This is a genomic window from Burkholderia sp. AU18528, from assembly GCF_002223215.2.
In the GTDB taxonomy this organism is placed as follows: domain Bacteria; phylum Pseudomonadota; class Gammaproteobacteria; order Burkholderiales; family Burkholderiaceae; genus Burkholderia; species Burkholderia semiarida.
This window is the reverse complement of record NZ_NKFC02000006.1, coordinates 1206773-1233575: the sequence shown is the minus strand read 5'-3', so window position 1 is coordinate 1233575 and position 26803 is coordinate 1206773. Positions and strand designations below refer to the sequence as shown.

At 66.6% G+C, this 26803-nt stretch carries 22 protein-coding genes and 1 pseudogene; 6 read left to right on the top strand and 17 right to left on the bottom strand.

Translation table 11 applies throughout. The annotated features are described in order from the left end of the window. Window positions 1-48: 48 nt before the first annotated feature. The 3 genes from CFB52_RS22415 to CFB52_RS22405 form a co-directional block, all read right to left on the bottom strand. The gene (locus CFB52_RS22415) at window positions 49-1083 is read right to left on the bottom strand and encodes a succinylglutamate desuccinylase/aspartoacylase family protein (protein WP_099317468.1); all 1035 of its coding nucleotides are present in this window, start codon (window positions 1081-1083) and stop codon (window positions 49-51) included. Window positions 1084-1326: 243 nt separating this feature from the next. Continuing rightward, window positions 1327-1602 (bottom strand): hypothetical protein, encoded by a 276-nt coding sequence (locus CFB52_RS22410; protein WP_060310933.1) that lies wholly within the window; start codon window positions 1600-1602, stop codon window positions 1327-1329. 254 nt (window positions 1603-1856) lie between these two features. Next, entirely contained in the window at window positions 1857-3407 is a 1551-nt protein-coding gene (locus CFB52_RS22405) for a sensor domain-containing diguanylate cyclase (protein ID WP_060011379.1), read from the bottom strand. A gap of 466 nt (window positions 3408-3873) precedes the next feature. Here CFB52_RS22405 and CFB52_RS22395 point away from each other — a divergent pair, with 466 nt between their 5' ends. Genes CFB52_RS22395 through CFB52_RS22385 form a run of 3 tightly spaced genes read left to right on the top strand, consistent with a single transcriptional unit; the run spans window position 3874 to window position 8704 of the window. Beyond that, the gene (locus CFB52_RS22395) at window positions 3874-6750 is read left to right on the top strand and encodes a xanthine dehydrogenase family protein molybdopterin-binding subunit (protein ID WP_099317467.1); all 2877 of its coding nucleotides are present in this window, start codon (window positions 3874-3876) and stop codon (window positions 6748-6750) included. Beyond that, complete coding sequence (locus CFB52_RS22390; RefSeq protein ID WP_099317466.1) at window positions 6747-7445, top strand: (2Fe-2S)-binding protein; 699 nt, start codon at window positions 6747-6749, stop codon at window positions 7443-7445. Before CFB52_RS22395 ends, CFB52_RS22390 begins: the two co-directional genes overlap by 4 nt. Continuing rightward, window positions 7442-8704: a cytochrome c gene (locus CFB52_RS22385; protein ID WP_099317465.1), complete on the top strand. Its 1263-nt coding sequence runs from the start codon at window positions 7442-7444 to the stop codon at window positions 8702-8704. The genes CFB52_RS22390 and CFB52_RS22385 overlap by 4 nt, the downstream gene beginning before the upstream one ends. A 92-nt stretch (window positions 8705-8796) precedes the next feature. Here CFB52_RS22385 and CFB52_RS34720 read toward each other — a convergent pair whose 3' ends face one another. The 6 genes and pseudogenes from CFB52_RS34720 to CFB52_RS22350 all read right to left on the bottom strand — a co-directional run bounded on the left by CFB52_RS34720 (window position 8797) and on the right by CFB52_RS22350 (window position 14278). Beyond that, complete coding sequence (locus CFB52_RS34720; protein WP_180278239.1) at window positions 8797-8952, bottom strand: hypothetical protein; 156 nt, start codon at window positions 8950-8952, stop codon at window positions 8797-8799. A gap of 133 nt (window positions 8953-9085) precedes the next feature. Continuing rightward, window positions 9086-9577: a peptidoglycan-associated lipoprotein Pal gene (gene pal / locus CFB52_RS22380; RefSeq protein ID WP_099317464.1), complete on the bottom strand. Its 492-nt coding sequence runs from the start codon at window positions 9575-9577 to the stop codon at window positions 9086-9088. 417 nt (window positions 9578-9994) lie between these two features. Continuing rightward, window positions 9995-11191 (bottom strand): porin, encoded by a 1197-nt coding sequence (locus CFB52_RS22370; RefSeq protein ID WP_373680969.1) that lies wholly within the window; start codon window positions 11189-11191, stop codon window positions 9995-9997. 188 nt (window positions 11192-11379) lie between these two features. Next, window positions 11380-11841 (bottom strand): annotated as a pseudogene (locus tag CFB52_RS22365) (helix-turn-helix domain-containing protein); the annotation flags it as partial. A 245-nt stretch (window positions 11842-12086) separates the two neighbouring features. Continuing rightward, window positions 12087-13487, bottom strand: a complete 1401-nt coding sequence (locus tag CFB52_RS22360) for an ISNCY family transposase (protein ID WP_059578342.1) — start codon at window positions 13485-13487, stop codon at window positions 12087-12089. Between the two features lie 212 nt (window positions 13488-13699). After that, on the bottom strand, window positions 13700-14278 hold the full coding sequence (locus tag CFB52_RS22350; RefSeq protein ID WP_099317462.1) for a DUF4337 domain-containing protein: 579 nt from the start codon (window positions 14276-14278) through the stop codon (window positions 13700-13702). 517 nt (window positions 14279-14795) lie between these two features. Here CFB52_RS22350 and CFB52_RS22345 point away from each other — a divergent pair. Both CFB52_RS22345 and CFB52_RS22340 read left to right on the top strand, forming a co-directional pair. Further along, on the top strand, window positions 14796-15236 hold the full coding sequence (locus CFB52_RS22345) for a hypothetical protein (protein WP_012340013.1): 441 nt from the start codon (window positions 14796-14798) through the stop codon (window positions 15234-15236). A gap of 138 nt (window positions 15237-15374) precedes the next feature. Next, window positions 15375-16385 (top strand): patatin-like phospholipase family protein, encoded by a 1011-nt coding sequence (locus tag CFB52_RS22340; protein ID WP_059574383.1) that lies wholly within the window; start codon window positions 15375-15377, stop codon window positions 16383-16385. Window positions 16386-16552: 167 nt separating this feature from the next. Here CFB52_RS22340 and CFB52_RS22335 read toward each other — a convergent pair whose 3' ends face one another. From CFB52_RS22335 to CFB52_RS22300, 8 genes are all read right to left on the bottom strand, one after another. After that, window positions 16553-17998, bottom strand: a complete 1446-nt coding sequence (locus CFB52_RS22335) for an NAD-dependent succinate-semialdehyde dehydrogenase (RefSeq protein WP_059574384.1) — start codon at window positions 17996-17998, stop codon at window positions 16553-16555. Window positions 17999-18151: 153 nt separating this feature from the next. Then, the gene (locus CFB52_RS22330; RefSeq protein ID WP_099317461.1) at window positions 18152-19456 is read right to left on the bottom strand and encodes a cytochrome c; all 1305 of its coding nucleotides are present in this window, start codon (window positions 19454-19456) and stop codon (window positions 18152-18154) included. 14 nt (window positions 19457-19470) lie between these two features. Further along, window positions 19471-21690 (bottom strand): xanthine dehydrogenase family protein molybdopterin-binding subunit, encoded by a 2220-nt coding sequence (locus CFB52_RS22325; protein WP_099317460.1) that lies wholly within the window; start codon window positions 21688-21690, stop codon window positions 19471-19473. A 1-nt stretch (window position 21691) separates the two neighbouring features. Continuing rightward, complete coding sequence (locus tag CFB52_RS22320) at window positions 21692-22147, bottom strand: (2Fe-2S)-binding protein (protein ID WP_099317459.1); 456 nt, start codon at window positions 22145-22147, stop codon at window positions 21692-21694. A 150-nt stretch (window positions 22148-22297) separates the two neighbouring features. Then, window positions 22298-22597 (bottom strand): putative quinol monooxygenase, encoded by a 300-nt coding sequence (locus CFB52_RS22315; RefSeq protein ID WP_060310945.1) that lies wholly within the window; start codon window positions 22595-22597, stop codon window positions 22298-22300. A gap of 90 nt (window positions 22598-22687) precedes the next feature. Further along, window positions 22688-23746, bottom strand: coding sequence for an NADP-dependent oxidoreductase (locus CFB52_RS22310; protein ID WP_099317458.1), 1059 nt, complete (start codon window positions 23744-23746; stop codon window positions 22688-22690). A gap of 233 nt (window positions 23747-23979) precedes the next feature. Continuing rightward, window positions 23980-24600 carry a TetR/AcrR family transcriptional regulator gene (locus tag CFB52_RS22305; protein WP_060310946.1) on the bottom strand — a complete coding sequence of 207 codons (621 nt, stop codon included), beginning with the start codon at window positions 24598-24600 and terminating at the stop codon, window positions 23980-23982. Between the two features lie 169 nt (window positions 24601-24769). After that, window positions 24770-25789, bottom strand: coding sequence for a DNA-binding protein (locus tag CFB52_RS22300; RefSeq protein WP_099317457.1), 1020 nt, complete (start codon window positions 25787-25789; stop codon window positions 24770-24772). Window positions 25790-26029: 240 nt separating this feature from the next. On the opposite strand from CFB52_RS22300, the gene CFB52_RS22295 reads away from it, so the two are divergent. Continuing rightward, window positions 26030-26695: a cation diffusion facilitator family transporter gene (locus CFB52_RS22295; protein ID WP_099317456.1), complete on the top strand. Its 666-nt coding sequence runs from the start codon at window positions 26030-26032 to the stop codon at window positions 26693-26695. Window positions 26696-26803: the final 108 nt, after the last annotated feature.

Here is a 26803-nt window from a genome sequence, read left to right as displayed (position 1 = left end):
CGTACCGGCATCGGCGTACGACGGTCGTGAACGCGTCGGTCGGGTTCATCACCGGATGACCCGCGGCGGCGTCGACAACTCCGCCAACTGAAACAGACAATCCCCGCGCAGCACCTGCGCGGGCACACGCTTGCACACCACTTCGCCGTCGCCGTTGAACCGATGCAGCACCGGTTCCCGCAACGGCGTATCGGGGAAGTGCACCCACGCGGCCGGCTGCCCGGCCTTCACCTGGTCGCCGAGTTCGACGAGCGGTTCATACAGCCCGCGCTCGTACGCATAAACGAAATGGCGATCGCCGTCGACGCGCATGAAGCGCGTGACGGTCGGCGGCGCGTCGGGCACGAGCGCGCCGTGCAGCAGCCCGATATAGCCGAGGTAATGCAGCAGCCCGTGGCGGCCGAGCCGGATCAGCGACGGGTCGGCCATGCCGGCGCCGCCGAGTTCGGTCACGATCGAGATCGCGCCTTGCCGACGCGCGGCCGACGCCGAATGCACGGGATTCGGCGCGTGCAGCAGCGCATTCTGCAACCCGAACGCGACCAGCAGCCCGTTGAGCTTCTCGGCTTCGTCCGCGTCGAGCGGATCGATCGCGAGCATGTTGCCGCCCTGGTACAGCAGCGAGCTGCCGCCCGAATGCAGGTCGACCAGATATTGCGCGCGCGACAGCAGCGCGTGTTCGATGTAGTGGGCGATCATCTGCGTCGGCGTGCCGGTCGGATCGCCGGGGAAGCTGCGGTTCAGGTTGCCCCCGTCGAGCGGCGACACGCGCAGGCCCGCATCCGCCGCCGGGAAATTGGCCATCGGCAGCAGGATCAACTGGCCGCTGACCATCTCCGGCTCGATCTCGCGCATCAGTTGCGACACGATGATCTGGCCTTCGTACTCGTCGCCGTGATTGCCGGCCATCACGAGTGCGACCGGGCCGTCGCCGTTGCGGATCGACGCGATCGGGATCGGCAGCCAGCCATATGCGGAGCGGTGCACGGAGTGCGGCAGCCGCAGGTAGCCCGCATGCTTGCCTTGTGCGTCGAGATCGATTTCGCAGTGAATGGGATTTCGGGAAGAGGAAGAGGCGGTCATGGCGGTATCGTTCGATGAACGGAATCTGCCATCTTATAGGGGAAAGCGGCAACGCGCGGCGGGCGGGCTCAACCAGGTGCGCGTGACGGCGGACGGGCGCGTTGTCGTGCGTTGCGGTGCCGATACGCGCGACCGCGCGCGATGTTGCAGCGATGAACGCATGCCGGCGCGCCAGCCGGCCGGTTCATGCGCCGGATGTCGCGCCGGGCCCTTGTCGCGACAGGGCCGGCGCGTGCAACCGGCTTACCGGCCGGATGTTTCAGCTTCGAGACGTCCTTCTTCCCACAGCGCCCAGAAACGGCTGCCGGCGCGATACGGATTCGCGCGCCGCGCGGCGTAATCGGCGACGCCCTGGCGAAACGCGCCGTACAGCGTAAGCGGCGGATTGTCGACGCATGCGGCTTCGTATGCGGCCGGCATCCGGCGGTCGGACACGAGCCGGCGGATCAGCGATGCGCCGTCGATCACCGCCTGTTCGTCGATGATTTCGGTTCGTGCGAGGACGTCGACGGTATTCATGTTGGGCTCCCTGAAACGTTCTTTCCGTATCAAGGAGCAATAAGAGTGCCAGTCGCGAAACGCCGCTCCCGGCCACGATCGTGCGGGCTTCTGCCGTCATCGTGCTGCGTGCCGGACGGCGATGTTACGGAACACGTCACGTGACATGCGAGCGCGCGGCGCCACGCGCGACCCGGCAAAGCGTTTCGGAATTGAATCGTCGGGAAGATGAGGCGGGTAGGAAAAAGGAATGCGCGGCGCGGCGCGCGATCGGCTCAGCTTGCGGCAACCGGCGCCACGCGGCGGCTGCCGCTCGAATAGAAGCAGTAGATGCCCTTGCCGGCCGACTTCGCGTCGTACAGCGCGCTGTCGGCCTGCCGGATCAGCTCGTCGGGCGAGCCGTGCCCGTCGTCGAGCGCGATGCCGATGCTGATGCCGATGCAGACGGTCTCGCCGATCGACAGCACGTACGGCGCCGAAATCTGCCGGATGATCCGCGCGGCGAGGATCGAGCACGCGTCCATCGTCGTGTCGTCGATCGCGACGACGAACTCGTCGCCGCCGATGCGCGCCGCGAGCTCGCCGCGCGGCAACGTCTTGCCGAGCCGCTCGGCGACCTGCGTGAGCACTTCGTCGCCGGCCTGGTGGCCGAAGCGGTCGTTGATCGACTTGAAGCCGTCGAGGTCGAGATACATGACGGCGAACGCGGGGCTCGGCAGCCGCGGCCGGCGCGCGAGCATCCGCTTGAGCTCCGCATGCAGTTCGTGGCGATTCGGCAACCCCGTCAGCGCGTCGTGCCGCGCGAGGTGGCGGATGTGCTGTTCGGTCTGGCGGCGCGCGGTGACGTCCTCGACGATGATCACCGCGTTGCCGTCAGGTACCCGGTGGCGCGTCAGTTCAAGCTGGCGCCCGTCGGCGAGCGCGATGTCGAGCGGCACGGGCTCGGCGCGGCTCAGCCACGCGGCACATTGCGCGGCGAGGCCGGCGCCGGCGGGATCGGTCGCCGCGTTCGCGCCGAGCGCGGCGACGACGGCCGGCAGCGGCGTATCGAGCATGACCTCGCGCGCCGAGCCGAACAGTTGCGCGGTGCGCCGGTTCACCACGATCACGCGGCTGTCGCCGTCGATCATGCACAGGCCGTGCGGCATGTAGGTGAGGGCGGCGTCGAAGCGCGCGACGAGTTCGGCGTTGCGCTGGCGCGCGGCGATCAGCGCGACGAGCACGCGGTAGTGGCGCTGCACGACCGTGCGCATCGCCGCGAGATAGATCGCGATCGGCGGCACCAGCAGCCACGCGCCCGGCCGCGGGGCCAGCAGCGCGCCGACGCCGATCGGCAGCACGCCGAGCACGACCTGCGTCATCGCGAGCCGCGGCAGCGCCGAATTGCGCGATGCGATCCCGCCGAACACGCCGCCCGCGACCATCACGGACAGCGTGCCGAGCTCGACGTCGGCGGCCTGTACGCAGCCCATCACGCCGAGGCCGAGCACGAAGCACGCGACGAGCGACACCGGCGCATAACGACTCGCCCAGTATTCGGTGCGATCGTCGCCGGCGTCGCGCCGCACCGTGTAGGCCCGTACGATCGACAGGCGCGCAATGAGCAGACCGACGTCGACGACGAGCCACGCGAGGCACCACAGCTGCTGCAGCCGGATCAGCGCAACGGCCGCGACGAAGCCGCTCGCGAGCCCGGACAGCGCCATCGGGCGCACGTCCTCGAACAGCGTCACGAGCATCGACGGACGCAGCGCGGCCGTCACGCGGTGATTACCGGAGGGGGGAGTGGCGAGAACGGAGTTCAGGAGAGATGCCCTGACTGCCATGGTTGTCGACCTCGACACGATGTCTCGATGGCTGGCGGCGCCCGCACGGCACGTGGCGGAGGCCCGGCCTAGCCGGATGCGCACGACATTACCATGAAAAACCGGCGGTGCGGGGCAGCCGGCAGCCCCGGCGCATCGCTGCGAGCACGAGTCGTCAACCCCGGTTGCGAGCGGCCCGCGGATTCGGCGGCGCGGAGGCGGCATCGTTGCGAACGGAACGATGTGCGGCTGCCACGCGGAAACTGGCGAGGCCGGCACAACGGTATCGAGCCGCACGCAAACGGCATGGGAATCGCCCCCGCGACTGCCCGCCGCGGCCGGCTGAAACCCGTTATAAGAAATTCAATAAGTATTTCATGCGGGAAATACTATAGGCGATATATCAAAAACAATGCCAGAATGCGCGCCGCTCCGAACGCCGCGACACCCGATCGCCGTCCGAGCCGCCTCAGGAGGTTCCCCCCAAATGAAAAACCACGGCCTGTCACGGCGGGGTTTTCTGAAAGCCAGCGTGCTGGCGGGTGTCGCTGTGTATGTCGCGCCCATCGGCAGCCGCGCGTTCGCGGCGCTCTTCGAAGAAAAACTCCTCACCCCCGTCAAATGGGATAGTGTCACCGGCATCCCCCAATTTCGCATCGACGGCATCGCGAAGGTCACGGGCTCGAAAGTGTTCGCCCGTGACGTGCGCGCCGCCGACATGCCGCACTGGCCGCAGCAGCAGTCGCACGCGCTGATCCTGCGCGTCACGCAGGCCGACCGCACGTACGAAGGCTTCGACCTGTCGCTGCTCGGCGATGAGCTGAAACCGGACCGCGTCGTCACGGCCGACGATCTCGCGCGCGACGGCGTCGCGTTCCCGGCGTTCTACGGCGACGACATGCTGTTGCCGGCCGGCAAGACGCCTGCGTATCTCGGCCATGCGGTCGCGATCCTGATCTATCACGACTTCGCGCGCTTCCGTTTCGCGAAGAACGCGCTGAAGTTTCGCGACGACGTGATTCGCTACGGCGCGGTCACGGGCCCGCTCGAACGCGATCCGTGGGGCACCTTCCGCTATGTGCGCGTGGGCGGCAAGACAGCCTATGACGACGACGTCTATTCGAGCCTGAAGGACGCGCCGATCTTCCCGAGCATGATGCGCAAGCACCTGCCGGTCTGGCCGGACGGCAAGGCGCACGGCAAGCTCGACGAGCAGGGCATGTTCCTCGCCGGGCAGATCGGTGCCGAACTCGATCATCCGCCCGCCGAGTGGCTCGTGTTCGACCGCGAATACAACACGCAGTCGGTCGATACAGCCGCGCTCGAACCCGACAACGCGAACTGCTGGTACGACGCTGCAACGCAAGCGCTGCACCTCGTCGTGCCGACCCAGTCGCCGCTCGAGGTGTCGGAGAACGCGGCCGCGATGGTCGCGAAATGCCGCTTCCCGGTGAAGAAGCTGTTCGTGCATCCGTGCTATACGGTCGGCTACGGCTCGAAGGATCACTTCAACGTGCCGTTCTACGGCCTCGTCTGCGCGCTGTACGCGGACGGCCGCCCGGTGCGTTTCGCGAACGACCGCTACGAGCAGTTCCAGACCTCGTTGAAGCGTCACGCGTTCAAGATGCATTACCGGATCGCGGTCGATCGCAACACCGGCCTGCTGCAGTCGTTCAAGGGCGATTTCGAGGCGAACGGCGGCGGGCGCTCGAACTTCTCGCCGTCGGTCGCGATGGTCGGTGCCACGGCCGCGCAATCGATCTACTACTTCCCGAAGAGCGATCTCGCGGCCGTCGCGATCGCGTCGCGCGCGATCGATGCCGGTTCCGCACGCGGCTACGGCACGCTGCAGAGCATGGCCGCGACCGAGATGGCGATCGACGAGATCGCCGCGCAACTGAACATCGACCCGATCGACTTTCGGCTGCGCAACGCGCTGCGTTCGGGGATGAAGAACACGCAGGGCGCGATTCCCGCCGGTGCGCTGCGCGTCGACGAAGTGCTCGAACGGGCGAAGCAGCATCCGCTGTGGACGCGCCGTGCCGCGCGCAAGGCCGAATTCGAGGCCGCGCATCCGGGCAAGCGCTACGGCGTCGGCTTCGCGTGCGTGCAGAAGGATTTCGGCACGGGCGCGGAAGCGTCGTTCGCGAAAGTCGAATTCGACGAGCACGGCAAGGTGTCTCTGCAGCATACGGCGGCCGAGATCGGCACCGGGATGTCGACGTCGCAGGCCGTCGCGGTCGCGAAATGGCTCGGCCGCCCGGCGACCGACGTCCGCGTGGCGCTGACCGAATGGCCGGACCTGCCGATCGAGACGAGCGGCGATCCGTATCTGATGTCGCAGGCCGACCAGGATCGCCTGAGCGCGAACCCGCGCTGGTCGCCGGGCTATGCATCGCCGTCGAGCGCGACGAACTCGGCGTACTACTTCACGCACAGCACGCGCGAAGCCGCGCGCGCCGTGTTCCGCTACGGGCTGTGGCCGGCCGCGATGTCGATCTGGACGCGCGGCCTCGGCGGCGGCCAGGCCGCGCCGTACACGATCCGCATCGAGGATGCGCGCTGGGTCGACGGCAAGCTGACCGCCGACGGCCTCGAGCCGCTGACGTTCGAGCAGCTCGCGAAGCAGGCGCATGCGCTCGGCCTGCCGACCGGCGCCGTCGTGCACGTGTTCAACCGCTGGCAGTGGACCGACGCCGAGTTCGAGGTGGGCGGCACGGTCGAGCATCTGCCGATCGACGGGCTGTCGCTGCGTGTCGGCGCGCCGAAGACGGGCGACGACGGCCCGATCCCGGGCACCGCCGCCCCGGCCGGCGCGACCGCGTTGCGCGGCACGCTGCCGCCGACCGCGAACGGCTACCGCGTGCTGGACCGCAAGCGCGTGTTCATCCCGCCGACGAGCCGCAACAACGCGGCCGTCACGTACTACACGGCGGTCGGCACGCTCGTCGAGCTGGCCGTGCACGAAGCGACCGGCAAGGTCGAACTGCTCACGCATCACTCGATCATGGAATGCGGCAACCAGATTTCGCCGCAACTCGTGTCGGGCCAGTTGCAGGGCGGTCTCGCGATGGGCATCGGCCATGCGCTGCACGAGTACCTGCCGCTCTACGAGGACGGCCCCGGCAACGGCACGTGGAACTTCAACCGTTACCGGTTGCCGCGCGCGTCCGACGTCGCCGTCTGGACGCAAACGGGCGAGGTGCTGCCGCCGCTGTCCGAGACCGATCCGCCGAAGGGTGTCGCCGAAGTGGTGATGATCCCCGTCGTCGGCGCGATCGTGAACGGCATCGCGCACGCGATCGGCCATCGTTTCACCGACTTGCCGGTGACCCCGCAAAAGATTCAGGAGGTGCTCGCATGACGACCGCCCAAACCGCGGCTTCGGCCGCGAGCGCCAGCGCGGCTGCGACCGGCGCTTCCGTGCCGGCGGCGGCTTCGGCCGCCCCGGCGTCCGTTCCCGCCACGCCGGCTGCACCGGCACCGGCTGCCGTCGAACGTCCGCTCGTTCGGTTCCAGCAGAAGCCGCTGTCGGTCAGGATCAACGGCAACGCCGTCGGCCCGATGCAGGTGCCGGAAGGGCTGATGATGATCGAGTTCCTGCACGAGTACGTGGGCCTCACCGGTTCGCGGCTCGGCTGCGGGCAGGGCATCTGCCACGCGTGCGTCGTGATCGTCGACCAGCCGGACGGCACGAGCGAGGAAATGCGCACCTGCATCACCGGCGCGCACTTCTTCCATGGCCGTTCGATCCGCACGATCGAAGGCCACGCGAAGCGCAACGAGGCGGGCGAGGTCGTCGAGCTGTCGCCGATCCAGCAGAAGTTCCTCGAGCACTTCAGCTTCCAGTGCGGCTATTGCACGCCCGGCTTCGTCAACGCGGCGACCGTGCTGATCGAACGCCTGAAGCGCGAGCCGGTCGCGAAGGCCGACGTGGAACGCACGATCACCGACGCGCTCGATGCGCACCTCTGCCGCTGCACGGGCTACGTCCGCTACTACGAAGCCGTCAAGGACGTGGTGCTGACGACACCGGGACTCGTGAAGGACTCCGCATGAAACGCACTCTCGCTCATCGTGTCGCGCGGGCCGCGGGCCTGCCCGCGCTCGCCGCGATCTGCGCGCTGCTGCTCGCCGCCTGCGGCGGCCACGACGCGCCGGCGTCGAATGCGGCGTCCGGCGCGCCCGGCGCCGATGCGGTCGCGCGCGGCCGCTATCTCGTCAAGGCTGCCGACTGCGCGGCGTGCCACACCGCGAAGGACGGCGCGCCATTCGCCGGCGGCGCGGCGCTCGAATCGCCGTTCGGCACGTTCTACGGCTCGAACATCACGCCCGACAAGGAACACGGAATCGGCGACTGGAGCGCGGACGACTTCTACGCCGCGCTGCACGACGGCAAGGCGCCGGGCAAGCGCCTGTATCCGTCGATGCCGTACACGTCGTACCGGCAGCTCACGCGCGCCGACGCCGATGCGATGTACGCGTACCTGAAGACGGTGAAGCCGGTCGCGCAGGAAAACCGCGTGCACGACCTGAAGTTCCCGTACAACCTGCGCTTCGGCATGGTCTTCTGGGACATGCTGTTCCTGAAGGACAGCCTGCCGGATGCGTCGGCCGGGCAATCCGCCGACTGGCGGCGCGGCCGCTATCTCGCGGGCGCGCTCGGCCATTGCGCGGAATGCCACACGCCGCGTGCGTTCACGGGCCAGCTCGACGGGGCGAAGCCGTTCGCGGGGGCCGCGCTCGGCCGCGTGGCCGCGCCCGACATCACGCCGGGCGGCCTCGCCGCGCGCGGCTGGACGGGCGCCGACCTGCAGACGTTCTTCGGCGTCGGCATCGCGCCGCAAGGCTCGGCATTCGGCGAGATGTATCCGGTCGTGCACCTGAGCACGCAGTACCTGACGAAGGACGACCTGCGCGCGCTGTCGGTGTACCTGCTCGGCGATACGCCGCCCGCGTCGCAACCGGTGAAGCCGGTGTCGGCCGATACCGCGCAGCTTGCCGCCGGCCGCTCGGTGTATCTCGCGGTCTGTGCGGGCTGTCACGGCTTCAACGGCGAAGGCAAGCCGCACGTGGCGGTGCCGATGAACGGCAACTCGACGGTGCGCCAGGACGACCCGCGCAACCTGCTGGTCGCGATGCTCGACGGCATCGACGAGCAGAAGTTCGCCGGCTTCGAGAACCTGCAGCCGATGCCGGCTTTCGCGCGCACGCTGAGCGACGACGAACTCGCGCAGCTCGCGAACTATCTGCGCGCGACGTGGGGCGGCCAGCCCGCGAGCGTCACGCCGGCCGACGTGAAGGCGATGCGGCGATAAATCGGACGACGAAACAGGGCGTCGCGCGCGACGCGGCCGAGTGCCGGCCGCGTTTGCGCGTGACGCCCCGTTCAAGCCAGTCCGGCGGCGCGTCAGTAGCCGCCGCCACTACCTCCGCTGCCTCCCGAGCCGCCGTACCGGCTCATGCCCGGTCCTTGCGAGACGCCGCTGCCCGACGACGTACAGCCCGCCGACAGCATGAGCACCAGCGCCGCGATCAGCGTCGCAGCCAGCGTTGCCGATTTCATTGCAATCTCCTTGCAGCGCGCAGGCCACGGGAAAGGCGGCTCATGGGAACCGCGCGCCTGCGCGATGACAAGACGTTTCGGCGAAGCGTTTATTCCATGCTTTTCGCGTATCGCCGCGGCGGCGGCGCCTGGATCAACGATAGACGAGATCGGCGCGGCGGTTCTGCGCCCACGCTTCCTCGTCGTGGCCGAGCGCGACCGGCTTTTCCTTGCCGAGGCTAACCGCCTCGAGTTGCGTCGCCTGCACGCCGAGCGTTTCGAGCGCGCTCGCCACGGCCTGCGAGCGGCGCTGGCCGAGCGCGAGGTTGTATTCCGACGTGCCGCGCTCGTCGGTGTTGCCCTGGATCAGCACACGCCGCGCGGGATGGCTGCGCAGATAGTCGGCATGCGCCTGCAGCAGCGACTGGAATTCGGGCTTCACTGAGTACTGGTCGAAATCGAAGTAGATGCTGCGCTTGGCGAGCGGGCTGTTCGGATTGTTCAGATCGTCGGCCGTCACCGTCGCGACGGCTTCGCTCGAGGGCGTCGGCGCCGCGCCGGCATTCTCGGGCGTTTTCGCCGCGTGGTGGCAACCGGCCAGCAGGACGAAAGTTGCCAGGACCGCAATTCGGTTCATTTTGCTCATCGTTCTTCTCCAGCGGTTGACTGCGTTGAAAGCGGGGCGCGTGCCGTTCGCACGCAGCCGTCCGGCCGCCATGGCGCGAAATGTCCGGCTTCGCTGCCGCGATGCGGATTCGTAAGCCGATGGTGCGCCAGATGAAAGAATGTTGCGACCGGAACGCCGGATCGCGGCGTCGCTGCAAACAGATTAGGAAAAATGTCACAACGCGACCAGTTTCTTCGCATTTTTTGCGCAAACGCGACAGCCGGGAGGCATTCTTGCTTCCGTGGGCGGTGCGCGGTAAGCAGCGCCTGCCACAGCGAAAAAGGCCGCGCACGGGGCGCGGCCTCGTCGGTGGCGGTCATGGCGCTTGGGTGATGCGGGAAGCGCTCGCCCGATGCAGCCGGTCGGCAGCGTGACACGGCGGCGCACGCCGCGTCGTCAAAACTTGTGCCGCAGCCCCAGCGCGACGACGGCCTGGTTGCTGTTCGCGGAAGGCGTCAAGGTCCAGACCGTCGCGTTGAACGCGGGGTTGCCGTTGCCGCCGCTCACGCGCTGATAGGTGCCTTCGAGATACGCATCCGTGCGCTTGGACAGCGCATAGTCGGCCTGCGCGACGACCTGGTTCCATTTCGGGCGCGTCTGGCCCGTGCGCGTATCGAAGCGACCCATCGTGTACGTGTACGCGGCGGCGACGGTCAACGCCCGCGTGACGAAGTAGCGTCCGTCGATCGAAAAATTGTCGAACACCAGCGATTCGCCTTTCAGCGGGGCGATGTTGCCGCCCTGGAGCACGCCCGTCACGCCGTCGGTGGTCGAATGCGACCATGCGACGCCGACCGAGTGCGGCCCGAACGCATAACGGCCCGCCATCGCCCAGATCTGCTGGTTGCCGCCCGTGACCGTCGCCGAGCCGTCGACGGTGCTCAGTGCGCCGTCAGGGTTCGATGCGTTGCGGTCGCGGCTGATCTTCAGGTAGCCGGCGCCGAGCTTCAGCGGCCCGTTCGCATACGACACGCCCGTGCTCCACACCGCGTTGTTGGAGAACTGGCCGGCCGTGTTCGAGAAACCGATCATTGCGCCGAACCTGAGCCCGCGAACCGTCGGGCTCGTGTACTTCACCGCGTTGTTGATGCGCAGGTTGCGGTTCGAATCGTCGTTGTCGTACGGGTGGACCGCGAGGTTGCCGCCCCAGCCGGGGCCGGCCGCGCCGAGCGGCGTCACGAAATCGAGGATCAGGTCGTACTGGCGGCCGAAGGACAGCGTGCCGGCCGTCTCCGAACCCACGCCGATCCACGCCTGGCGGCCGAACAGGTCGACGCCTTTCTGCGACAGCTTGCCGGTGGTGCCGGAGAAGCCGTTCTCGAGCGTGAAGACCGCAGCCATTCCGCCGCCGAGATTCTCGCGGCCGTGCAGCCCCCAGCGCGACGCGTTCAGCGCGCCGCTCGTCATCGCGACGCTGCCGCCGCCGGGCGAGCCGGCGCCGCGCGTGCGCTGGTTGCTCGAGTAGGTGATCGACGTGTCGATCAGGCCGTACAGCGTCACGCTGCTCTGCGCAAGCGCGACATCCGGCACGAAGCCGGTCAGGCAGGCGGCAATGACGGTCCCCGCGATGCGTGCGCCGGCATGCGGGTTCATTGTGCAGGAATGCATAGGTGTTTTTGTTGTTGTGTGGGAGCGGCCTGACGGCCGATGGATCGAGCGGCCATTATTGGAGATCGTGCGGCGGTCGATTAAGACGTTGCACAGGAAAGGTCCTCTGCGGAATCGCTTGGAATTGCGATGCGTCGGCTGCACGGAGGCAGTCGGGGAGGGGCGTGCGGGGGCGGCGCCCGTTCCTCGAACCATCGATGATCGCTACCGTCGATCTGGATCAGTTCGCCCACGCAGGCCCGGCGCGCTCGCGGCTGATAGACCTTGGGCGGCCGTTGCCGGCGTGGCACCCACAAACCAGCTTCCGTCATCAGCCGCCGTACCGTTTCCTTGGCGAGCTGGATGCCGTGGCATTCCCGGAGCTTCTCGCACGCCAGTGTCGGCCCGAAATCGGCGTAGCGATCCCGGATGATCGTCAGGACCCGCTGGGCCAACTCCGCATCCAGCCGCCGGTTGCCAGGACCGCCACGCTTGCGCGAGGTCAGGCCCACCGCGCCAGACTCCCGGTATCGAATCACCAGCCGCTCGATCTGCCGGACCGTCAGGCCCAGGCGTTCGGCCGCGCGGCCAGGCTTCAGGCCCAAATCCACTACGGCCTGGATTGCCTTCAGACGGTCGAGTTCTCGCATGTTCAATGTCACCAATGCGGTTCGGTGCATCGCCGGCTCCATGATCTGACGGGGAGCCGGCAAGCTTACCGAGGTCCAAACGCGACATTTCTAAATGGCTAGAACACGACATTTCTAAAAAGCTACTACAATCTGTGTCATACCCGGATTCAGATGTCGTAGCGCGAGCTAAATACAGATGTCGCATGTTTCATCGGCTTTCCATCCTTCAGCGTTGAAGTGCCAGGCCTGAAGCAGCAGGGCGCTTACGTTCACCCGCGGGCCTTCGCAGACCGCCGATTCGATTCAGATTGATGTGTTTGTGAAGCGACCTGCAAGATGGCTGCTTCGATATCAGCTTCCGTGAACGCACGCTGTTTCTTGGCACCGGGTAACGATGCCTTGGCTCGTACCGGTAGCCCTCGATTGGCTCGCGACGGGGAACCCGAGATCCGCCGGTTATCACGCTGCGCCTGAACCGCTTCAGCCACCTGCAGTGCGTGACTCAGACGCTTGTGCTCGATGATCGCGCCTTGATCGACCTCTGCCAGCTTGTCGTAAAGGCGACATCGCAATACCTCGCCATCGGTCCGTATTTCGACCCGGCCATCCGGGTACTCCCAGACGTCGATGTAGCGATGAATCAGCTTCCGATTCTCGAGCGTATCGTCCAACAGATACAGCACCCGGTCGTACAGCACCGTCAGCGACTTCGAAACTCGGCGCGTTTCGCGCCAGGTCAGCAATTGGTCCAGATTCTCGTCACCTCGCAGCGGCCGGTGCGCATTGAAGTCGCTGCGCGGTGGCTTGGCGAAGCGCGCGTTATACATGACGATGAAGGAGGGCACATAAGCATTGGCGTCGGCCACCGTGCTGATGCCGCGCAATCGCATCTCCTTGACCAGCCGGTCCTGCAGCGTCAGGTGTGCTCGCTCGACACGTCCCTTGGCCGAGCTGCTGTTCGCGCAGAACGTGTCGATGTTCAATTCATACATGGCCCGGCCAAACTGCGTCACGCTGCTGCCGGTCTTGCCCGCGGTTGCGCTGCGGAACACGCTGTACTTGTCGCTATAGAACGCCACCGGCTTGCCGTAACGCTCCAGATACGCCCGCGTGGCCTCGAAGTAGCTGAAGGTCGATTCGGTCGCCGTAAAGTGCAGATGCATCAACCGGCTCGTCGCGTCGTCGACGTACACCAGCAGCGTGCAGGCCGGCGCCCGTTCCTCGAACCATCGATGATCGCTACCGTCGATCTGGATCAGTTCGCCCAGGCAGGCCCGGCGCGCTCGCGGCTGGTAGACCTTGGGCGGCCGTTGCCGGCGCGGAATCCAGAGCCCAGCGTCTGTCATCAGCCTTCTGACCGTTTCCTTCGACAACTGCAGCCCATGGCACTCCCAGAGCTTCTCGCAGGCCAGCGTCGGCCCAAAATCGGCGTAGCGCTCACGAATCAGGCTCAAGGCGCGATGAGCGAGATCCTCAGGCAACTGATGGTTGCTGGCGTGGCCACGACGCTGCGAAACCAGCCCGACCGGGCCAGCGGCGCGATACCGGGCGACCAGCCGTTCAATCTGCCGTCGACTGATCCCAAGTCGCTCCGCGGCTCGCCAAGGCATCAGACGCTGCTCGATCACGGCTTCCACGACCTTCAGACGATCCAGCTCCCGCATGCTCATGGTGATCAGTCCAGGTTGGCCCACGATGCGCTCCGGCAGTTCGAACCGCCGCCAGCATGCGCCGAAACCCTCGAACTACGACATTTCAACTTTGCCCAGATGCGACATTACTACTTTGCTCTTACACTTATTTGGGTGATAATTCACGTTATGTAAAATCACAACCACTGGTCTGTATCGATACGACTGCAGCCCGACGGCCTCTCAGTCAATCAAACCCCAAAGAACGCCAACCCCGCCACCACGATGCCGATCGCGGCTACGCCGATCGACAGCCCCTGCATCCATGATCGCCGCGTGAGGATCGTGATAGCTGCCAGTGCAATCGAGATCTGGATGACGGTCGTCGCCTGCGACCATCGATGGTGCCGGTGCATCCGCTCCTCGCTCGCCGCGTTATTCTTCTCGACTTCCTTTTCGAGCGCCTCGGCGCGTGCCCGGATCGGTTCCTTGTCGGCACGGTATCTCGCGGCATCCGTCTCGAACCGCTTTCGCTGCGGCGATGTCTCCGGGCTCAACGCCGCACCGAGTTCGGCGAGATTCTGCTTGTCACCCTTCGCCTGGTAGTAGGCCCACTGATTTGCAGCCTCGGTTTTCCTGATCGCGGCGTCACTCTTGTAGAGCAGCGCGAGGCTCTCGTCGGCACCGCTCTGATAGGCCGATATCGCGCCGAAGCACGCAAGCACGGCCGTCAGCACTGCAATGCGCGACGTACCTCGATCGCCACCATGAGACTCGTGATGTTCCACCGCATGGTCGTGAGGGCCATGAACTTCGTATTCTTCAGACATTCGTAGCAAACCCGCAAAAGTTGAATGAATTTGTCGCCGGCTGGCCGTTTGGCTAACGTTAAACGCCACGCCTGACATCCGACGCATGCGAAACCATCCATGATGGCCGGACAGGAATGTTTCAAATATATGCAATTCGATCGGAATTGTTTTAATTTCGATTAAATTCGCCTCTTTCACCAACCTTGTCATCCGTCATTTCATTTCCTATAAATCACTGGTGCCAAGTCAATCGAAAATGTAGCGGCGACACTCGAGACAATCACCCCAATAGAAGGAAATTGAATGCCCGGCATTCAATAAACCAATGCTGCGGCGTGTCCCGCCGTCTCGGCCGTGACCGCTGGCGTTGTCCGGCGCCATCATGGTCGATCTGCCATCGCCCAGCCGGATTGGATCACCACAAAATTCGCCGGAATCGCGGCCTTTGACGATGCCGGCGCGCCATGCGTCCGAAGCGCATGGTGCTGTTCTCGAAGGCGCGGGGAAGCATCCAACCTCTTCAAGGTGAAAAAAAATGAGTCTCAATCCGATTGAAAATCAGCCACACGGGACCTTTGCAGAATTCGCCAATACTGCCCCTGTTTCTGCCATTGAGGTCGATACATTCAAAATGGCGCTCTATCACGACGGCGTGCAGTTGGGCTGGCTTGGCCAAAACAGCGGCGAATGGGCCGTTCTCGTCGATTCCGCCGCGAAAGCGTTGACGCTCGAACAGTACCCTTATAACGGCGTGACGTATTATCGGATCCTCGGCACCAGCCGATATATGTCCGTCAGCAATAACGCCTACGTTGGTTTCTATAACTGGATAGGCGCGCGCGGATGGACGCGCCAGGGCTCGATTTTGATTTCCGATTTCAACCACCAGAAACTGTCGCTCTATTCCAAGGACAACGCGTATTTGTATGCGTGGGATGCCTACACCGTGCTCGATGTGAGGTTCGACGAGCAATAACGCACGACGCTTCGCCCGCTGGCTTGAATTTCCGGCGGCGACACGGCGCAGGAAGCGGCGCATCCCCCGGCGACACCGGCGGGATGCCCGCCGGGTTGCGCCATTCGCATTCATCCCACGATCAAAAAGGGAAACGCAATGACCTTCAAGATTCTCAGTTGCGATGGCGGCGGTATCCGGGGATTGATCACCGCCCTGCTCATCCAGGACCTCGACCGGCGCAGCCGGATCATCGCGAGCGCCGACGGCTTTGCCGGCACATCCACGGGCGGCCTGATCGCCCTGGGGCTCGCCCGCGGTGTATCCATTTCCGAGATCGTCGATATCTACAGGACGAAGGGCTCGGTGATCTTTCGGGAAAACGGTGCGTGGCTGGCGCAAAAGCAAGCACTCGAACAACACACGCAAGCACTCGAACAAGGCACGGTCCTGGCTGGTCCGGGCGTGTTCCAATGCCAGTATGTCAACACCGGGCTACAGGAGATCGCCAAGTCGCTGGTCGGCAGCGGCAAGCTGGCGGATCTGTCCCGCTTCGTCGCAATCAACTCGGCGCGCCTGTGGGATCCGCCCACCAAGAGCTGGGCTCCGTGCACCTTCTCCAACGGAAACGGCAACGCCTATCGTAACGTCAGCCTGTTCGATGCCGCACTTGCCACGTCGGCTGCGCCGACGTATTTCCCGCCGTACGAAATCGCCGGGCTTGGCTATTTCGCCGATGGCGGCGTGTTTGCGAACAATCCTTCCGTATCCGCCATTGCCGAGGCGCTGGCCAGCACTCGCGCAGGCAGTCTGGACGATGTGCGCCTGTTGTCGCTCGGCACCGGAACCAGCCCCGTGGGCATTCCCCCGGACGCTGTCGTCAACCCGTTGACCTGGGGCGTTTCGAAATGGCTGTGGCCGCTCGAAAGCGGGCGCGTACCGGCAGCAGCCCTGCTCGGGCTGACGATGGATACGACGGCGGCGATCGCCGCACAACAGGCCGGGCAGATACTGAACGCCCATTACCAGCGCGGCAATTTCGTGCTCGGTCAAGCCGTCGCCCTCGATGACTGGCAAAAGGCGCCGGAACTGGAGAAGGAAACCCAGGCGTACATGAGAACCGCCGAGTGGCAACGTGTGTGCCAGTGGGTGGAGCAATTCTGGCGCTGATCGCTCGTCGATAGCCGGGCTTTCGTGAGCAGCAGGCGCTGCAGGTGCCGACGGCGAACGAATCAGAAACAACGAGGCCGGGCAGAACGCCCGGCGCTCGGCAACGCCAGCCGCGTGCGGACCGCAAATGGCGGCACGCACGCGGCCAACCTGCCATCAGACCACCCTCAGACGGCCATCACCGTCACCGACTTCGTGACGAGATACGGCTCGAGCGCTTCCGGCCCGCCTTCCGACCCGTAGCCCGAATCCTTCACGCCGCCGAACGGCATTTCCGGCCACGGCGTCGCCGGCTGGTTGATCCACAGCATCCCGACTTCGAGGCGTTGCGTCAGCAGATGCACGTTCGCGAACGAACGCGTGAACGCGTAGCCGGCCAGCCCGAACGGCAAACGGTTCGCCTCGGCGATCGCATCCTCGAGCTTGTCGAAACCGCGGATCGCCGCGACCGGGCCGAACGGCTCGTTGTTGAACACGTCCGCTTCGAGCGGCACGTTCGCGATCACGGTCGGTGCGAAGAAGTTGCCTTCCGCACCGATCCGCTCGCCGCCGGTTTCGATGCTCGCGCCGACCTTGCGCGCGTTGTCGACGACCGACGCCATCGCGCTCAGGCGCCGCGGGTTCGCGAGCGCGCCGAGCGTCGTGCCTTCGTCGAGGCCGTTGCCCACCTTCAGTCCTTCCGCATGCTTGACCAGCGCGCGCGTGAATTCGTCGCGGATGCTGTTGTGCACGAGAAAGCGCGTCGGCGAAATGCAGACCTGCCCCGCGTTGCGGAATTTCGCACCGCCGGCGGCCTTCACCGCGAGCGCGACGTCCGCATCCTCGGCGACGATCACCGGTGCGTGGCCGCCCAGTTCCATCGTCGCGCGCTTCATGTGCTGGCCCGCGAGCGCGGCCAGTTGCTTGCCGACCGGCGTCGAACCCGTGAACGTGACCTTGCGGATCACCGGGTGCGGAATCAGGTACGACGAGATTTCAGCCGGATCGCCGTACACGAGGCCGATCACGCCCGCGGGCACGCCCGCATCGACGAACGCGCGCAGCAGCGCGGCCGGCGACGCCGGGGTTTCCTCCGGCGCCTTCACGAGGAACGAGCAGCCGGTCGCGAGCGCGGCGCTCAGCTTGCGCACGACCTGGTTGACCGGGAAATTCCACGGCGTGAACGCCGCGACCGGGCCGACCGGCTCCTTCACGACCGTCTGCTGCGCGCCGAGGTTGCGCGGCGGCACGATCCGGCCGTACACGCGGCGGCCCTCGTCCGCGAACCATTCGATGATGTCGGCCGCCGACAGCACTTCGACGCGCGCTTCGGTGAGCGGCTTGCCCTGCTCCTGCGTCATCAACTGCGCGATCGTGTCCGCGCGCTCGCGCACCAGCGCGGCCGCCTTGCGCATCGTCGCCGCGCGCTCGTGCGCGGGCACCTTGCGCCATGCTTCGAAGCCGCGCTGGGCGGCGGCGAGCGCGCGGTCGAGATCGGCGATGCCCGCGTGGGCCACCTTGCCGATCGGCTTGCCGGTCGCCGGGTTCACGACGTCGATCGTCCTGCCGCTCGCGGCGTCGACCCACTCGCCGTCGATCAGCAGTTGCGTATCCGTATAAGTCACGTTAGCCATCCAGACACCCCTACATTGCGTCGATAAAACGCGCGCCGCCGCGAACGGCCGCGCGCCGGTTGACAGAAAAAGCCATGCCGCCAGGGCAGGCACGCACCCGGCGGCGGCGACGGCAGGCACGCCGGCCCGCCCTCGTTTCGCGGCGCCCCGCGCTCAGTGCGCGGCCGCCGTCGCCTTGCGGAGTTTCGCGACGTCCGCCGCCTGCACGGCCGGCGCGCCGTTGTTCCAGCCGGCGCGCATGAACGTCAGCACGTCGGCGATCTGCTGGTCGTTCAACTGATTCGAGAACGCCGGCATCGGATACGCGGACGGCACGCCACCGATCACGAGCGTGTCGCTGCCGTTCAACGTCACGTTGATCAGCGACGATGCGTCCGCCTCCAGCACGTTCGGATTGCCGGCGAGCGGCGCGAGCAACGGTGCATAGCCGCGCCCGTCCACCCCGTGGCAATGCAGGCAGTAAGCGTTATACACCTTCGCGCCCGGATCGGCTGCCGGCCGGCCCAGCGCGACCTGCGTCGCCTTCGGATCATAGCGGTACGGTGGCGCGCCCGTGCCGCCTGCCGCCGGCAGCGATTTCAGGTAGCGCGAGATCGCGGCCAGATCGTCGTCGGTCAGTTCCTGCGTGCTGTGGTTGACCACGCTCACCATCGAGCCGAATGCGGTCGCGTGCTGATTCGCGCCGGTCTTCAGGAACTGCGCGACGTCCGCCTCGTTCCAGCGGCCAAGCCCGGTGTTGTGCTCGCCGGTCAGGTTCGACGCGAACCAGTTGTCGATCGACGCGCCCGACAGGAACGCCGCGCCGCTTTCGTCGAGCGCCTTCTCCTGGAAGCCGACGCCGCGCGGCGTGTGGCACGACCCGCAGTGCCCGAGCCCCTGCACGAGATACGCGCCGCGATTCCACACCGCATCCTTCGCCGGCTTGTCCGCGTACGGTGTGGAATCGAGGAACACCATGTTCCACAACGCGAGCGGCCAGCGCATGTTGAGCGGCCACGGGATGTCGGACGGCCGGTTCGCCTGCTTCACCGGTTCGACGCCGTGCATGAAGTATGCATACAGCGCCTTCACGTCGTCGTCCTTCAGCTTCGCATACGACGGATACGGCATCGCCGGATACAGGTTGTGGCCGTCCTTCGCGACGCCCTTGCGCAACGCGCTGGCGAAATCGGCTTCGGTATAGCCGCCGATGCCCGTATCCGGATCGGGCGTGATGTTGGTCGTGTAGATCGCGCCCATCGGCGTGACCATCTTCAGGCCGCCCGCGAACGGCGTGCCGCGCGGCGCGGTATGGCACGCGACGCAGTCGCCGGCTTTCGCGAGATACGCGCCGCGGGCGACGAGCGCGCTGTCGGCGGGCGCCGTTTGCGCGGCATGCGTGGCCGTGCCGGCCAGCAGTGCGGACAGCGCGAGCAGCGACGCGCGCAGCGCCTTCAGGTTCAAGGTGAGATGTCGCATGGTCGTCCCTCCCCTCAGGCCGTTTTCAGCTGGTTGCCGACCGGCAGCTTGCGCAGCCGCGTGCCGGTGGCCGCAAAGATCGCGTTCGACAGCGCCGCCGCGGTCGCGGCCGTGCCCGGCTCGCCGATCCCGCCCGGCGCCTCGCCGCTCTTCACCAGATGGACTTCGATCGGCGGCACCTCGTTGATTCGCATCATCCGGTAGTCGGTGAAGTTGCTCTGCACGACGCGGCCGTCCTCGATCGTGATCTCGCCGTACAGCGCGCCCGTGATCCCGAAGATGATGCCGCCCTGCACCTGCGCCTCGATCGTGTTCGGATTCACGACCATCCCGCAATCGACCGCGCACACGGCGCGCTTGACCTGCACCTCGCCGCCGTCCACCGCGACGTCGATGACGATCGAGAAGAAGCTGCCGAACGCATGCATCACCGATACGCCGCGCCCCTGCCCCTTCGGCAGCGACGCGCCCCAGCCGGCCGCCTTCGTCGCGACGTCGAGTACGTTGCGGGCGCGCGGCGACTTGTCGAGCAGCGCGCGGCGGTACTGCACCGGGTCGGTCTTGGTCTGCGCGGCCAGTTCGTCGATGAAGCTTTCGACGACGAACGTGCTGCGCGTCGGCCCGACGCCGCGCCAGAACGCGGTCGGCACGTGGCGCGGCTCCTGGCGCACGTAGTCGACGAGCTGGTTCGGCAGGTCGTACGGCAGCTCGGCCGCAACCTCGACCGCGTCGGGATCGACGCCGTCCTTGACCGCGGGCGGCGCGAAGCGCGCGAGGATCGACGAGCCGACGATCCGGTGCTGCCACGCAACCGGCTTGCCGTTCGCGTCGAGGCCGGCGGAGATCTTGTCGTAGTAGCACGGCCGGTACATGTCGTGCTGAACGTCCTCCTCGCGCGTCCAGATCACCTTCACCGGGGCATTGACCTGTTTGCCGACCTTCACGGCCTGGCCGATCATGTCGGTTTCGAGCCGTCGGCCGAATCCGCCGCCGAGCAGATGGTTGTGCACGACGATCTTGTCGGGCGACAGCCCGGTCAACTGTTGCGCCGTGTCGCGTGCGCGGGTCGGCACCTGCGTGCCGACCCAGATGTCGCAGCCGTCGCCGCGCACGTGCACCGTGCAGTTCACCGGCTCCATCGTCGCGTGGGCGAGCAGCGGCTGTTCGTAGACGGCATCGACGCGCGTCTTCGCGTTCGCGAACGCCTTGCCGACGTCGCCTTCCTTGCGCGCGACCGCGCCCTTGCCGTTCGCCGCCGCCTGCGCGAGATCCGCGAACAGATCCTTCGTCGACACCTTCGCGCCCGCCCCTTCGTTCCACTTCACGACGAGCGCCGATGCGCCGCGCTTCGCGGCCCACGTGTGATCGCCGACCACCGCGACCGCGTTGTCGACGCGCACGACCTGGCGCACGCCGGGGATCTTCTTCGCGGCCGTGTCGTCAACGCTCGCAACCGTGCCGCCGAACACCGGGCTGTTCACGATCACCGCGTACAGCATCCCGGGCAGGCGCACGTCGAGCCCGAACTGCGCGGTGCCGTCGACCTTCTCCGGCGAATCGAGGCGCTTCGCGGGCGTGCCGATCAGCTTGAAATCCGCCGGCTGCTTCAGCACGACGTCCTTCGGCACCGGGAGCTTCGCCGCCGCGTCGGCCAACTGGCCGTACGATGCGCGCCGCCCGCTCGGCGGATGCTGCACTTCGCCGTTCGCCGCGCGGCAGCTCGCCGGATCGACGCTCCATTGCTTCGCGGCCGCCGAGACCAGCAGCGTGCGCGCGGTGGCGCCCGCGCGGCGCAGCGGCTCCCACGCGTAGCGCACCGACGTCGAGCCGCCGGTGAGCTGGCCGCCGAGCAGCGGGTCGAGGAACAGTTTCTCGTTGGGCGGCGCATGATCGAGCGTCACGCTCGACAGCGGCACTTCGAGCTCTTCCGCGATCAGCATCGGCAGCGCCGTATAGACACCCTGCCCCATCTCGACCTTCGGCATCACCAGCGTGACCTTGCCGGCGCGGTCGATCTGCACGAACGCGTTCGGCGCGAACACGCCGGGCGGCGCGGGTTCGGCGGCGTCGCCGCCGATCACCGAGCGACGTGTATCGTCACCGGCCGCCGGCAGGCTGAAGCCGAGCAGCAAGCCGCCGCCGGCGGCGGCGCCGAGCGACATGCCGAGTTTCAGAAACGACCGGCGCGACACGCTCGCGCCGGCCCGACCTGCTTCGATCAGTCCGCGTGACATGTCAGGCTCCTTTTGCGGCTTGTTTGACGGCCGCGCGAATCCGGTGGTACGTGCCGCAGCGGCAGATGTTGCCGGCCATCGCCGCGTCGATATCCGCATCGGTCGGGTTCGGGTTCGATGCGATCAGCGCGGTGGCGGCCATCACCTGCCCCGACTGGCAGTAGCCGCACTGGACGACGTCGAGCTCGCGCCACGCCTGCTGGACCTTGTGGCCGGCCGGCGTCGCGCCGACGGCCTCGATCGTCGTGATCTTGCGGCCGGCGACGGCCGCGACCGGCAGCACGCACGAACGTGCGGCCACACCGTCGAGATGCACGGTGCACGCGCCGCATTGCGCGATGCCGCAGCCGAACTTGGTGCCGGTGAGGCCGACGACGTCGCGCAGTACCCAGAGCAAGGGCATGTCGTCGGGGGCGTCGACCGAGCGGGTTTCGCCGTTGATGTTGAGGGTGATCATTCAGCCTCCGGGGCCGTTGTATTTGGGGAAGCGGCGCGAACGAGGCGCGCTGCGCCGCAGGGTCGTCGTCATCGCCGTTGCGTCGTGCGCAACGGGTGCCCCCGCGGCCCGGGTGCGGGCGAGCCGCGGCGGTGTTGCTTGCTTGCGTCGTTAGTCGGCCACGTCGATGGCCGACAGCACCTTGATCACCGGCGGTGCGGTGAACCACTCGGCCGACTTCGTGCGGAATTCGCCGAAATACGGGCTCGCGAGGTGCGCGTCGAATGCCGCCTGGTCGTCGTAGATCTCGTACAGATGCAGGTTCGGCGATCCGTCCTGCTCGCGGAACAGGTCGTAGCGGCGGTTGCCCGGCTCGGTGCGCGTCTTCGCGACCATGCTGCGCAGTTCGGCCTCGGCGGCCTGCGCGTGTTCGGGTTTCAGGAACAGCGAAGCGATCACGTGAAGCGCCATTTTTCACTCCTTTGAAAACGGAAACGAGCATGCCACAAGCCGGCGTCTCGCGGCGCCAGCGTGCAGCGGGTATGTCGCCGTGCGGCGGGATCAGGCCAGCTCGTCCGGGCCGACGCGCACGACGACCTTGCCGAAATTCTTGCCGGCGAGCAGGCCGATCAGTGCTTGCGGCGCGTCGGCGAGATCGGGAACGACGTCCTCGCGCGTCTTCACCTTGCCCTGCGCGACCCATTCGGTCATGTCCTTCAGGAACGGCGCATAGCCGGTCGCATAGTGATCGAGGATGATGAAGCCCTGCACGCGGATGCGCTTGCGCAGGATCGCGCCCATCAGCGCCGGCACGCGGTCACGGCCGGTCGACACGGCCTTGTCGTCGTAGGCCGCGTCGTTGTAATGCGCGATGATTCCGCAGACGGGCACGCGCGCATGGTCGTTCAGCAGCGGCCACACCGCGTCGAACACGGCGCCGCCGACGTTCTCGAAATAGATGTCGATGCCGTTCGGGCACGCATCCTTCAGCTTCGCGGCAAACGCCGGATCGTGGTGGTCGACGCATGCGTCGAAGCCGAGCGTACCGGTCACGTACGCGCACTTGTCGGCGCCGCCTGCGACGCCGACCACGCGGCAGCCCTTCAGCTTCGCGATCTGGCCGACCACCGCGCCGACCGCGCCGCTCGCGGCCGCGACGACCACGGTTTCGCCGGCCTTCGGCTCGCCGATCTTCAGCAGGCCCGTGTAGGCGGTGAAGCCCGGCATGCCGAGCACGCCGAGCGCGTACGACGGGTGCGCGAAATCGCGGCCGAGCGGGATCAGGTCGCGCCCGTCCGACAGCGCATAGTCCTGCCAGCCTGCGCCGGCGACGACGAGATCGCCTTCGCGAAACGCCGGCAGATTCGACGACACCACGCGGCTGACCGTGCCGCCGACCATCGGCTGGCCGATTTCGGCCGGCGGTGCATAGGACGGCGCGTCGCTCATCCGGCCGCGCATGTACGGGTCCAGCGACAGCCAGACGGTGCGCAGCAGCACCTGGCCGGCGCCGGGCACCGGCACGTCGCCGGTTTCGGCGCGGAAGTTGTCCGGTGTCGGTGCGCCGACCGGGCGCGAATTCAGGACGATCTGGCGGTTTGCGGTCTTGCTTTGCGGCATGTGAGCCTCCGTCAACAGGAATGAACGTGCGTCGTGGGCACGATCGGATCAGGGATGGACCAGCAGGAAGTGCGCGCCCCCGACGGCATCGGCGGTGTGGCCGCGGCGGTCGCAGGCAGGCGGTGGGAAAGATCGGGACAGCGTAACGCGGCGTGTAGCGTTCGTCATGAATGATTGAGTAGACCAGTCGTCTATAACCAAGGCAAAAACAAGGCGCGCCATGCGCGCCGGAATTACGACTGCGCGCCGTCGGACGCGGCCGGCGGCAGATTCAGCATGCGCCGCGTTTCGATCATCGCCCTCTCGAGCGGTTTGCGGTTGCGGTGAATCTTTTCCAGCAGTGTCGCGCCCAGCCACAGCTCGTACAGGATCGCTGCTGCGTGCGACGGATCGTCGACGCCGCTCAGCGAACCGTCGGCCAGCCCGGCCTCGATGCCGCCCGCGAGCCGCTCGATGATCTGACTGGTGCCGCGCCGCAGTACCGCGCGCATCGCTTCCGACAGGTCCGACACTTCGGCGCCGAGCTTGACCGCGAGGCACTTGCCTTCCGGATCGTCCGCGCACTGCGTGTGCAGCCAGTTGCCCCAGTACGTCATCAGGCGCTCGGCGCCCGTGCCGGACTGCTGCTTGAACAGCTTGTCGAGATGCGCGAGATAGCCTTCGAAATACGATTCGAGCAACGCTTCGCCGAATGCCTCTTTCGAGCCGAAGTAATGGTAGAACGAGCCCTTCGGGATGCCCGCCGCGGCGAGAATCTCGTTCAGACCGACCGCCGAAAAGCCCTTGTGGAGCATGATCGGCTTCGCGATGTTCAGGATGTGCTGGCGGACTTCGGCGCCTGAAGATGCATTCATGATGGCGTATGGTAGCAACGATTAGACCGGTCGTCTAGTAACGTCGAGCCGGCATGTTGAGCGGCACTTTACCCGATCCCCGTCGCGCGCCCAATGCCCCGGCCGGCGTTCTCCTCGCTCGTTCGTCCGTCTGCGGGTGGCGCGTCATATCGGCGACCCGGTTTCGATGTCAGCGCGGCGCTTCGTCGGCGCGCTTTCTGGTGCGCGCCCGCCGCTCGCTGCGCTCGGCGGCCGGGACGGTCTTGACGCCGCGCAACGGCGGCCGGCGCACGAGCGCTGCCATCTCGCGCCTCAGCGCGTCGAGTTCGTGGCCGCGCGCCGCGCCGGTCGCCAGTGCGCCGTCGAGTTGCCCCTGAAGCACGCCGCAGCGATGCAGCGCATCGCCGAGTTGGGCCTGTAGCGCCGCCATTTCCTTTCGCTGCTGCGAGTCGCGTTGTTCCGCGCGCGATGTCGCTGCGTCGAGTTCCTTTTGCAATCGCGCGGCCGCGAGCCGCTCGCGATCGATTTCCTGAAGCGCCCGCTTCTCCGACGCGCGCAGCCGCTCTTCGGCCCGGCTGGCATCGTCGCGCAACCTGTCGAGCTGGGCGGTGAAATCCGCGCGGGCCTGCGCGAGCGCGCGGTCGCCTTCCGTGTTGTCGGCCTTCAGGCGTTCGATATCCGCTTGCATCGCTTGCCGCGATGCATCGTCCGCCGCCCTCGCCTGCTCCAGTTCCTGAATGCGGACCTGCGCGGCCAACAAGGCGGCCGTGCGTTGCTCCAGCGCGGTTTCGGTGCGGACCAGTTCGGCCCGCAGCGTCGCGACTTCCGCTTGCGCGTTTGCCCGCTCGGTCTCGACTTCCGCGCGCAGTGCATCGAGTGCGGCGGCCGCGTCGGCGCTCGACCGGTTCCATAGCGCAGCGACCAGTTCGCCGGCCGCTGCCTGCAAATCGGCCGGCAGGTCGGGATGCTCGATGCGCACGCGGCTCTTTTCCCGCAACTCGGCCCAGAACTCGCCGAGGACGGCCGTCGGCGTGCTCATGCTGCCCTTGCGAACGAGTTGATACAGGCGGTTCGCCGTCGGCGTGATACCGAAGCGGAAGAACAGCAGCGCACACACTTCGCGGTACAACTCGCGCGTTTTCGGGAAGGCGGCCTTGAGCCGCTCGATTTCGGCGGTCAGGCGAGGTTCGTCGGCAGCGAGATCGGACATGGCAGGTTTGGTCGAGAATTTAGTTGATAATATAACGTAAACCGTTAAATATCCAATCAATCGAGCGATGTGATTTGACATTATTTCTATAATGTCGAGATCACATGAATCCATGCGATTCATCTGGTGCGTCAGGAAGGCCGGATTCCTCGCTCGGCGCGTTCGTTCGGCGTGTCATCGGCGTGCCACCGTAGGCCGGTAACGTTCGAAGCCGTCCCCGATCCCGACAAGCGATCCGCCATGCAGCGCCCGTCGCGCGCCACGCCCCACGTCTACGCGGCCACGTCCCGCGCCCTTGCCGTCAGCCTCGCGATCAACCTCCTGCTGCTCGCCGTCGAGACGGCGGCGGCATGGTCCGCGCATTCGTCGGGTTTGCTCGCGGACGTCGTGCATGCGGCGATCGATCTCGCGGCCGATGCGCTGATCCTCGTCGCCTGCCGGCTCGACGCGCGCCTGCCGCCGGCGCGCCGCCCGACCTACGAGCCGCTCGCGCTCGCGGGCCTCGGCGCGTTGCTGGCCGCGACCGGCGGGCGGATGATCTGGCATGCGCTGACCGGGTTCGATACGCCGCCCGTCGTGCAGCCGGGCGCGACCGCATTCGCGCTGGTTGCCGTCACGCTCGCCGGCAAGGCCGTGCTGTCGTACTGGATGCTGCGCAAGGCGCGCGAGACCGGCTCCGCGCTGCTCGAGGCGAGCGGCTGGCACGTGCGAACCGATGCGTTGTCGTCGTTGCTCGCGGCGCTCGCGATGAGTGCGGCGCTGGTCGGCTTCGGCCGGCTCGACGATCTGGCCGCGCTCGCGATCGGCGCGCTCGTGATCCGCACGGGCGCCGGATTCATCCGGCGCGGCTGGATGCAGTGGCCGGCATGGGCCGATTGGGCGAATCGCTCGACGCGCGGATCGTGAACGCCGCAGGTATCGCCTGACGGCCGATTCGTGTCGTTGCCTGCCCGATCAGGCTCCCTGTAACAGGTTATCGTTTGTTTTTTGTCAATACAGGCTATCATTTGTATT

Bases quoted from the DNA above. Each gene is read 5' to 3' on its own strand.
- CFB52_RS22415 (WP_099317468.1), bottom strand. From the start codon at position 1,083: ATGACCGCCTCTTCCTCTTCCCGAAATCCCATTCACTGCGAAATCGAT.
- CFB52_RS22410 (WP_060310933.1), bottom strand. From the start codon at position 1,602: ATGAATACCGTCGACGTCCTCGCACGAACCGAAATCATCGACGAACAG.
- CFB52_RS22405 (WP_060011379.1), bottom strand. From the start codon at position 3,407: ATGGCAGTCAGGGCATCTCTCCTGAACTCCGTTCTCGCCACTCCCCCC.
- CFB52_RS22395 (WP_099317467.1), top strand. From the start codon at position 3,874: ATGAAAAACCACGGCCTGTCACGGCGGGGTTTTCTGAAAGCCAGCGTG.
- CFB52_RS22390 (WP_099317466.1), top strand. From the start codon at position 6,747: ATGACGACCGCCCAAACCGCGGCTTCGGCCGCGAGCGCCAGCGCGGCT.
- CFB52_RS22385 (WP_099317465.1), top strand. From the start codon at position 7,442: ATGAAACGCACTCTCGCTCATCGTGTCGCGCGGGCCGCGGGCCTGCCC.
- CFB52_RS34720 (WP_180278239.1), bottom strand. From the start codon at position 8,952: ATGAAATCGGCAACGCTGGCTGCGACGCTGATCGCGGCGCTGGTGCTC.
- pal (WP_099317464.1), bottom strand. From the start codon at position 9,577: ATGAGCAAAATGAACCGAATTGCGGTCCTGGCAACTTTCGTCCTGCTG.
- CFB52_RS22370 (WP_373680969.1), bottom strand. From the start codon at position 11,191: ATGAACCCGCATGCCGGCGCACGCATCGCGGGGACCGTCATTGCCGCC.
- CFB52_RS22360 (WP_059578342.1), bottom strand. From the start codon at position 13,487: ATGAGCATGCGGGAGCTGGATCGTCTGAAGGTCGTGGAAGCCGTGATC.
- CFB52_RS22350 (WP_099317462.1), bottom strand. From the start codon at position 14,278: ATGTCTGAAGAATACGAAGTTCATGGCCCTCACGACCATGCGGTGGAA.
- CFB52_RS22345 (WP_012340013.1), top strand. From the start codon at position 14,796: ATGAGTCTCAATCCGATTGAAAATCAGCCACACGGGACCTTTGCAGAA.
- CFB52_RS22340 (WP_059574383.1), top strand. From the start codon at position 15,375: ATGACCTTCAAGATTCTCAGTTGCGATGGCGGCGGTATCCGGGGATTG.
- CFB52_RS22335 (WP_059574384.1), bottom strand. From the start codon at position 17,998: ATGGCTAACGTGACTTATACGGATACGCAACTGCTGATCGACGGCGAG.
- CFB52_RS22330 (WP_099317461.1), bottom strand. From the start codon at position 19,456: ATGCGACATCTCACCTTGAACCTGAAGGCGCTGCGCGCGTCGCTGCTC.
- CFB52_RS22325 (WP_099317460.1), bottom strand. From the start codon at position 21,690: ATGTCACGCGGACTGATCGAAGCAGGTCGGGCCGGCGCGAGCGTGTCG.
- CFB52_RS22320 (WP_099317459.1), bottom strand. From the start codon at position 22,147: ATGATCACCCTCAACATCAACGGCGAAACCCGCTCGGTCGACGCCCCC.
- CFB52_RS22315 (WP_060310945.1), bottom strand. From the start codon at position 22,597: ATGGCGCTTCACGTGATCGCTTCGCTGTTCCTGAAACCCGAACACGCG.
- CFB52_RS22310 (WP_099317458.1), bottom strand. From the start codon at position 23,746: ATGCCGCAAAGCAAGACCGCAAACCGCCAGATCGTCCTGAATTCGCGC.
- CFB52_RS22305 (WP_060310946.1), bottom strand. From the start codon at position 24,600: ATGAATGCATCTTCAGGCGCCGAAGTCCGCCAGCACATCCTGAACATC.
- CFB52_RS22300 (WP_099317457.1), bottom strand. From the start codon at position 25,789: ATGTCCGATCTCGCTGCCGACGAACCTCGCCTGACCGCCGAAATCGAG.
- CFB52_RS22295 (WP_099317456.1), top strand. From the start codon at position 26,030: ATGCAGCGCCCGTCGCGCGCCACGCCCCACGTCTACGCGGCCACGTCC.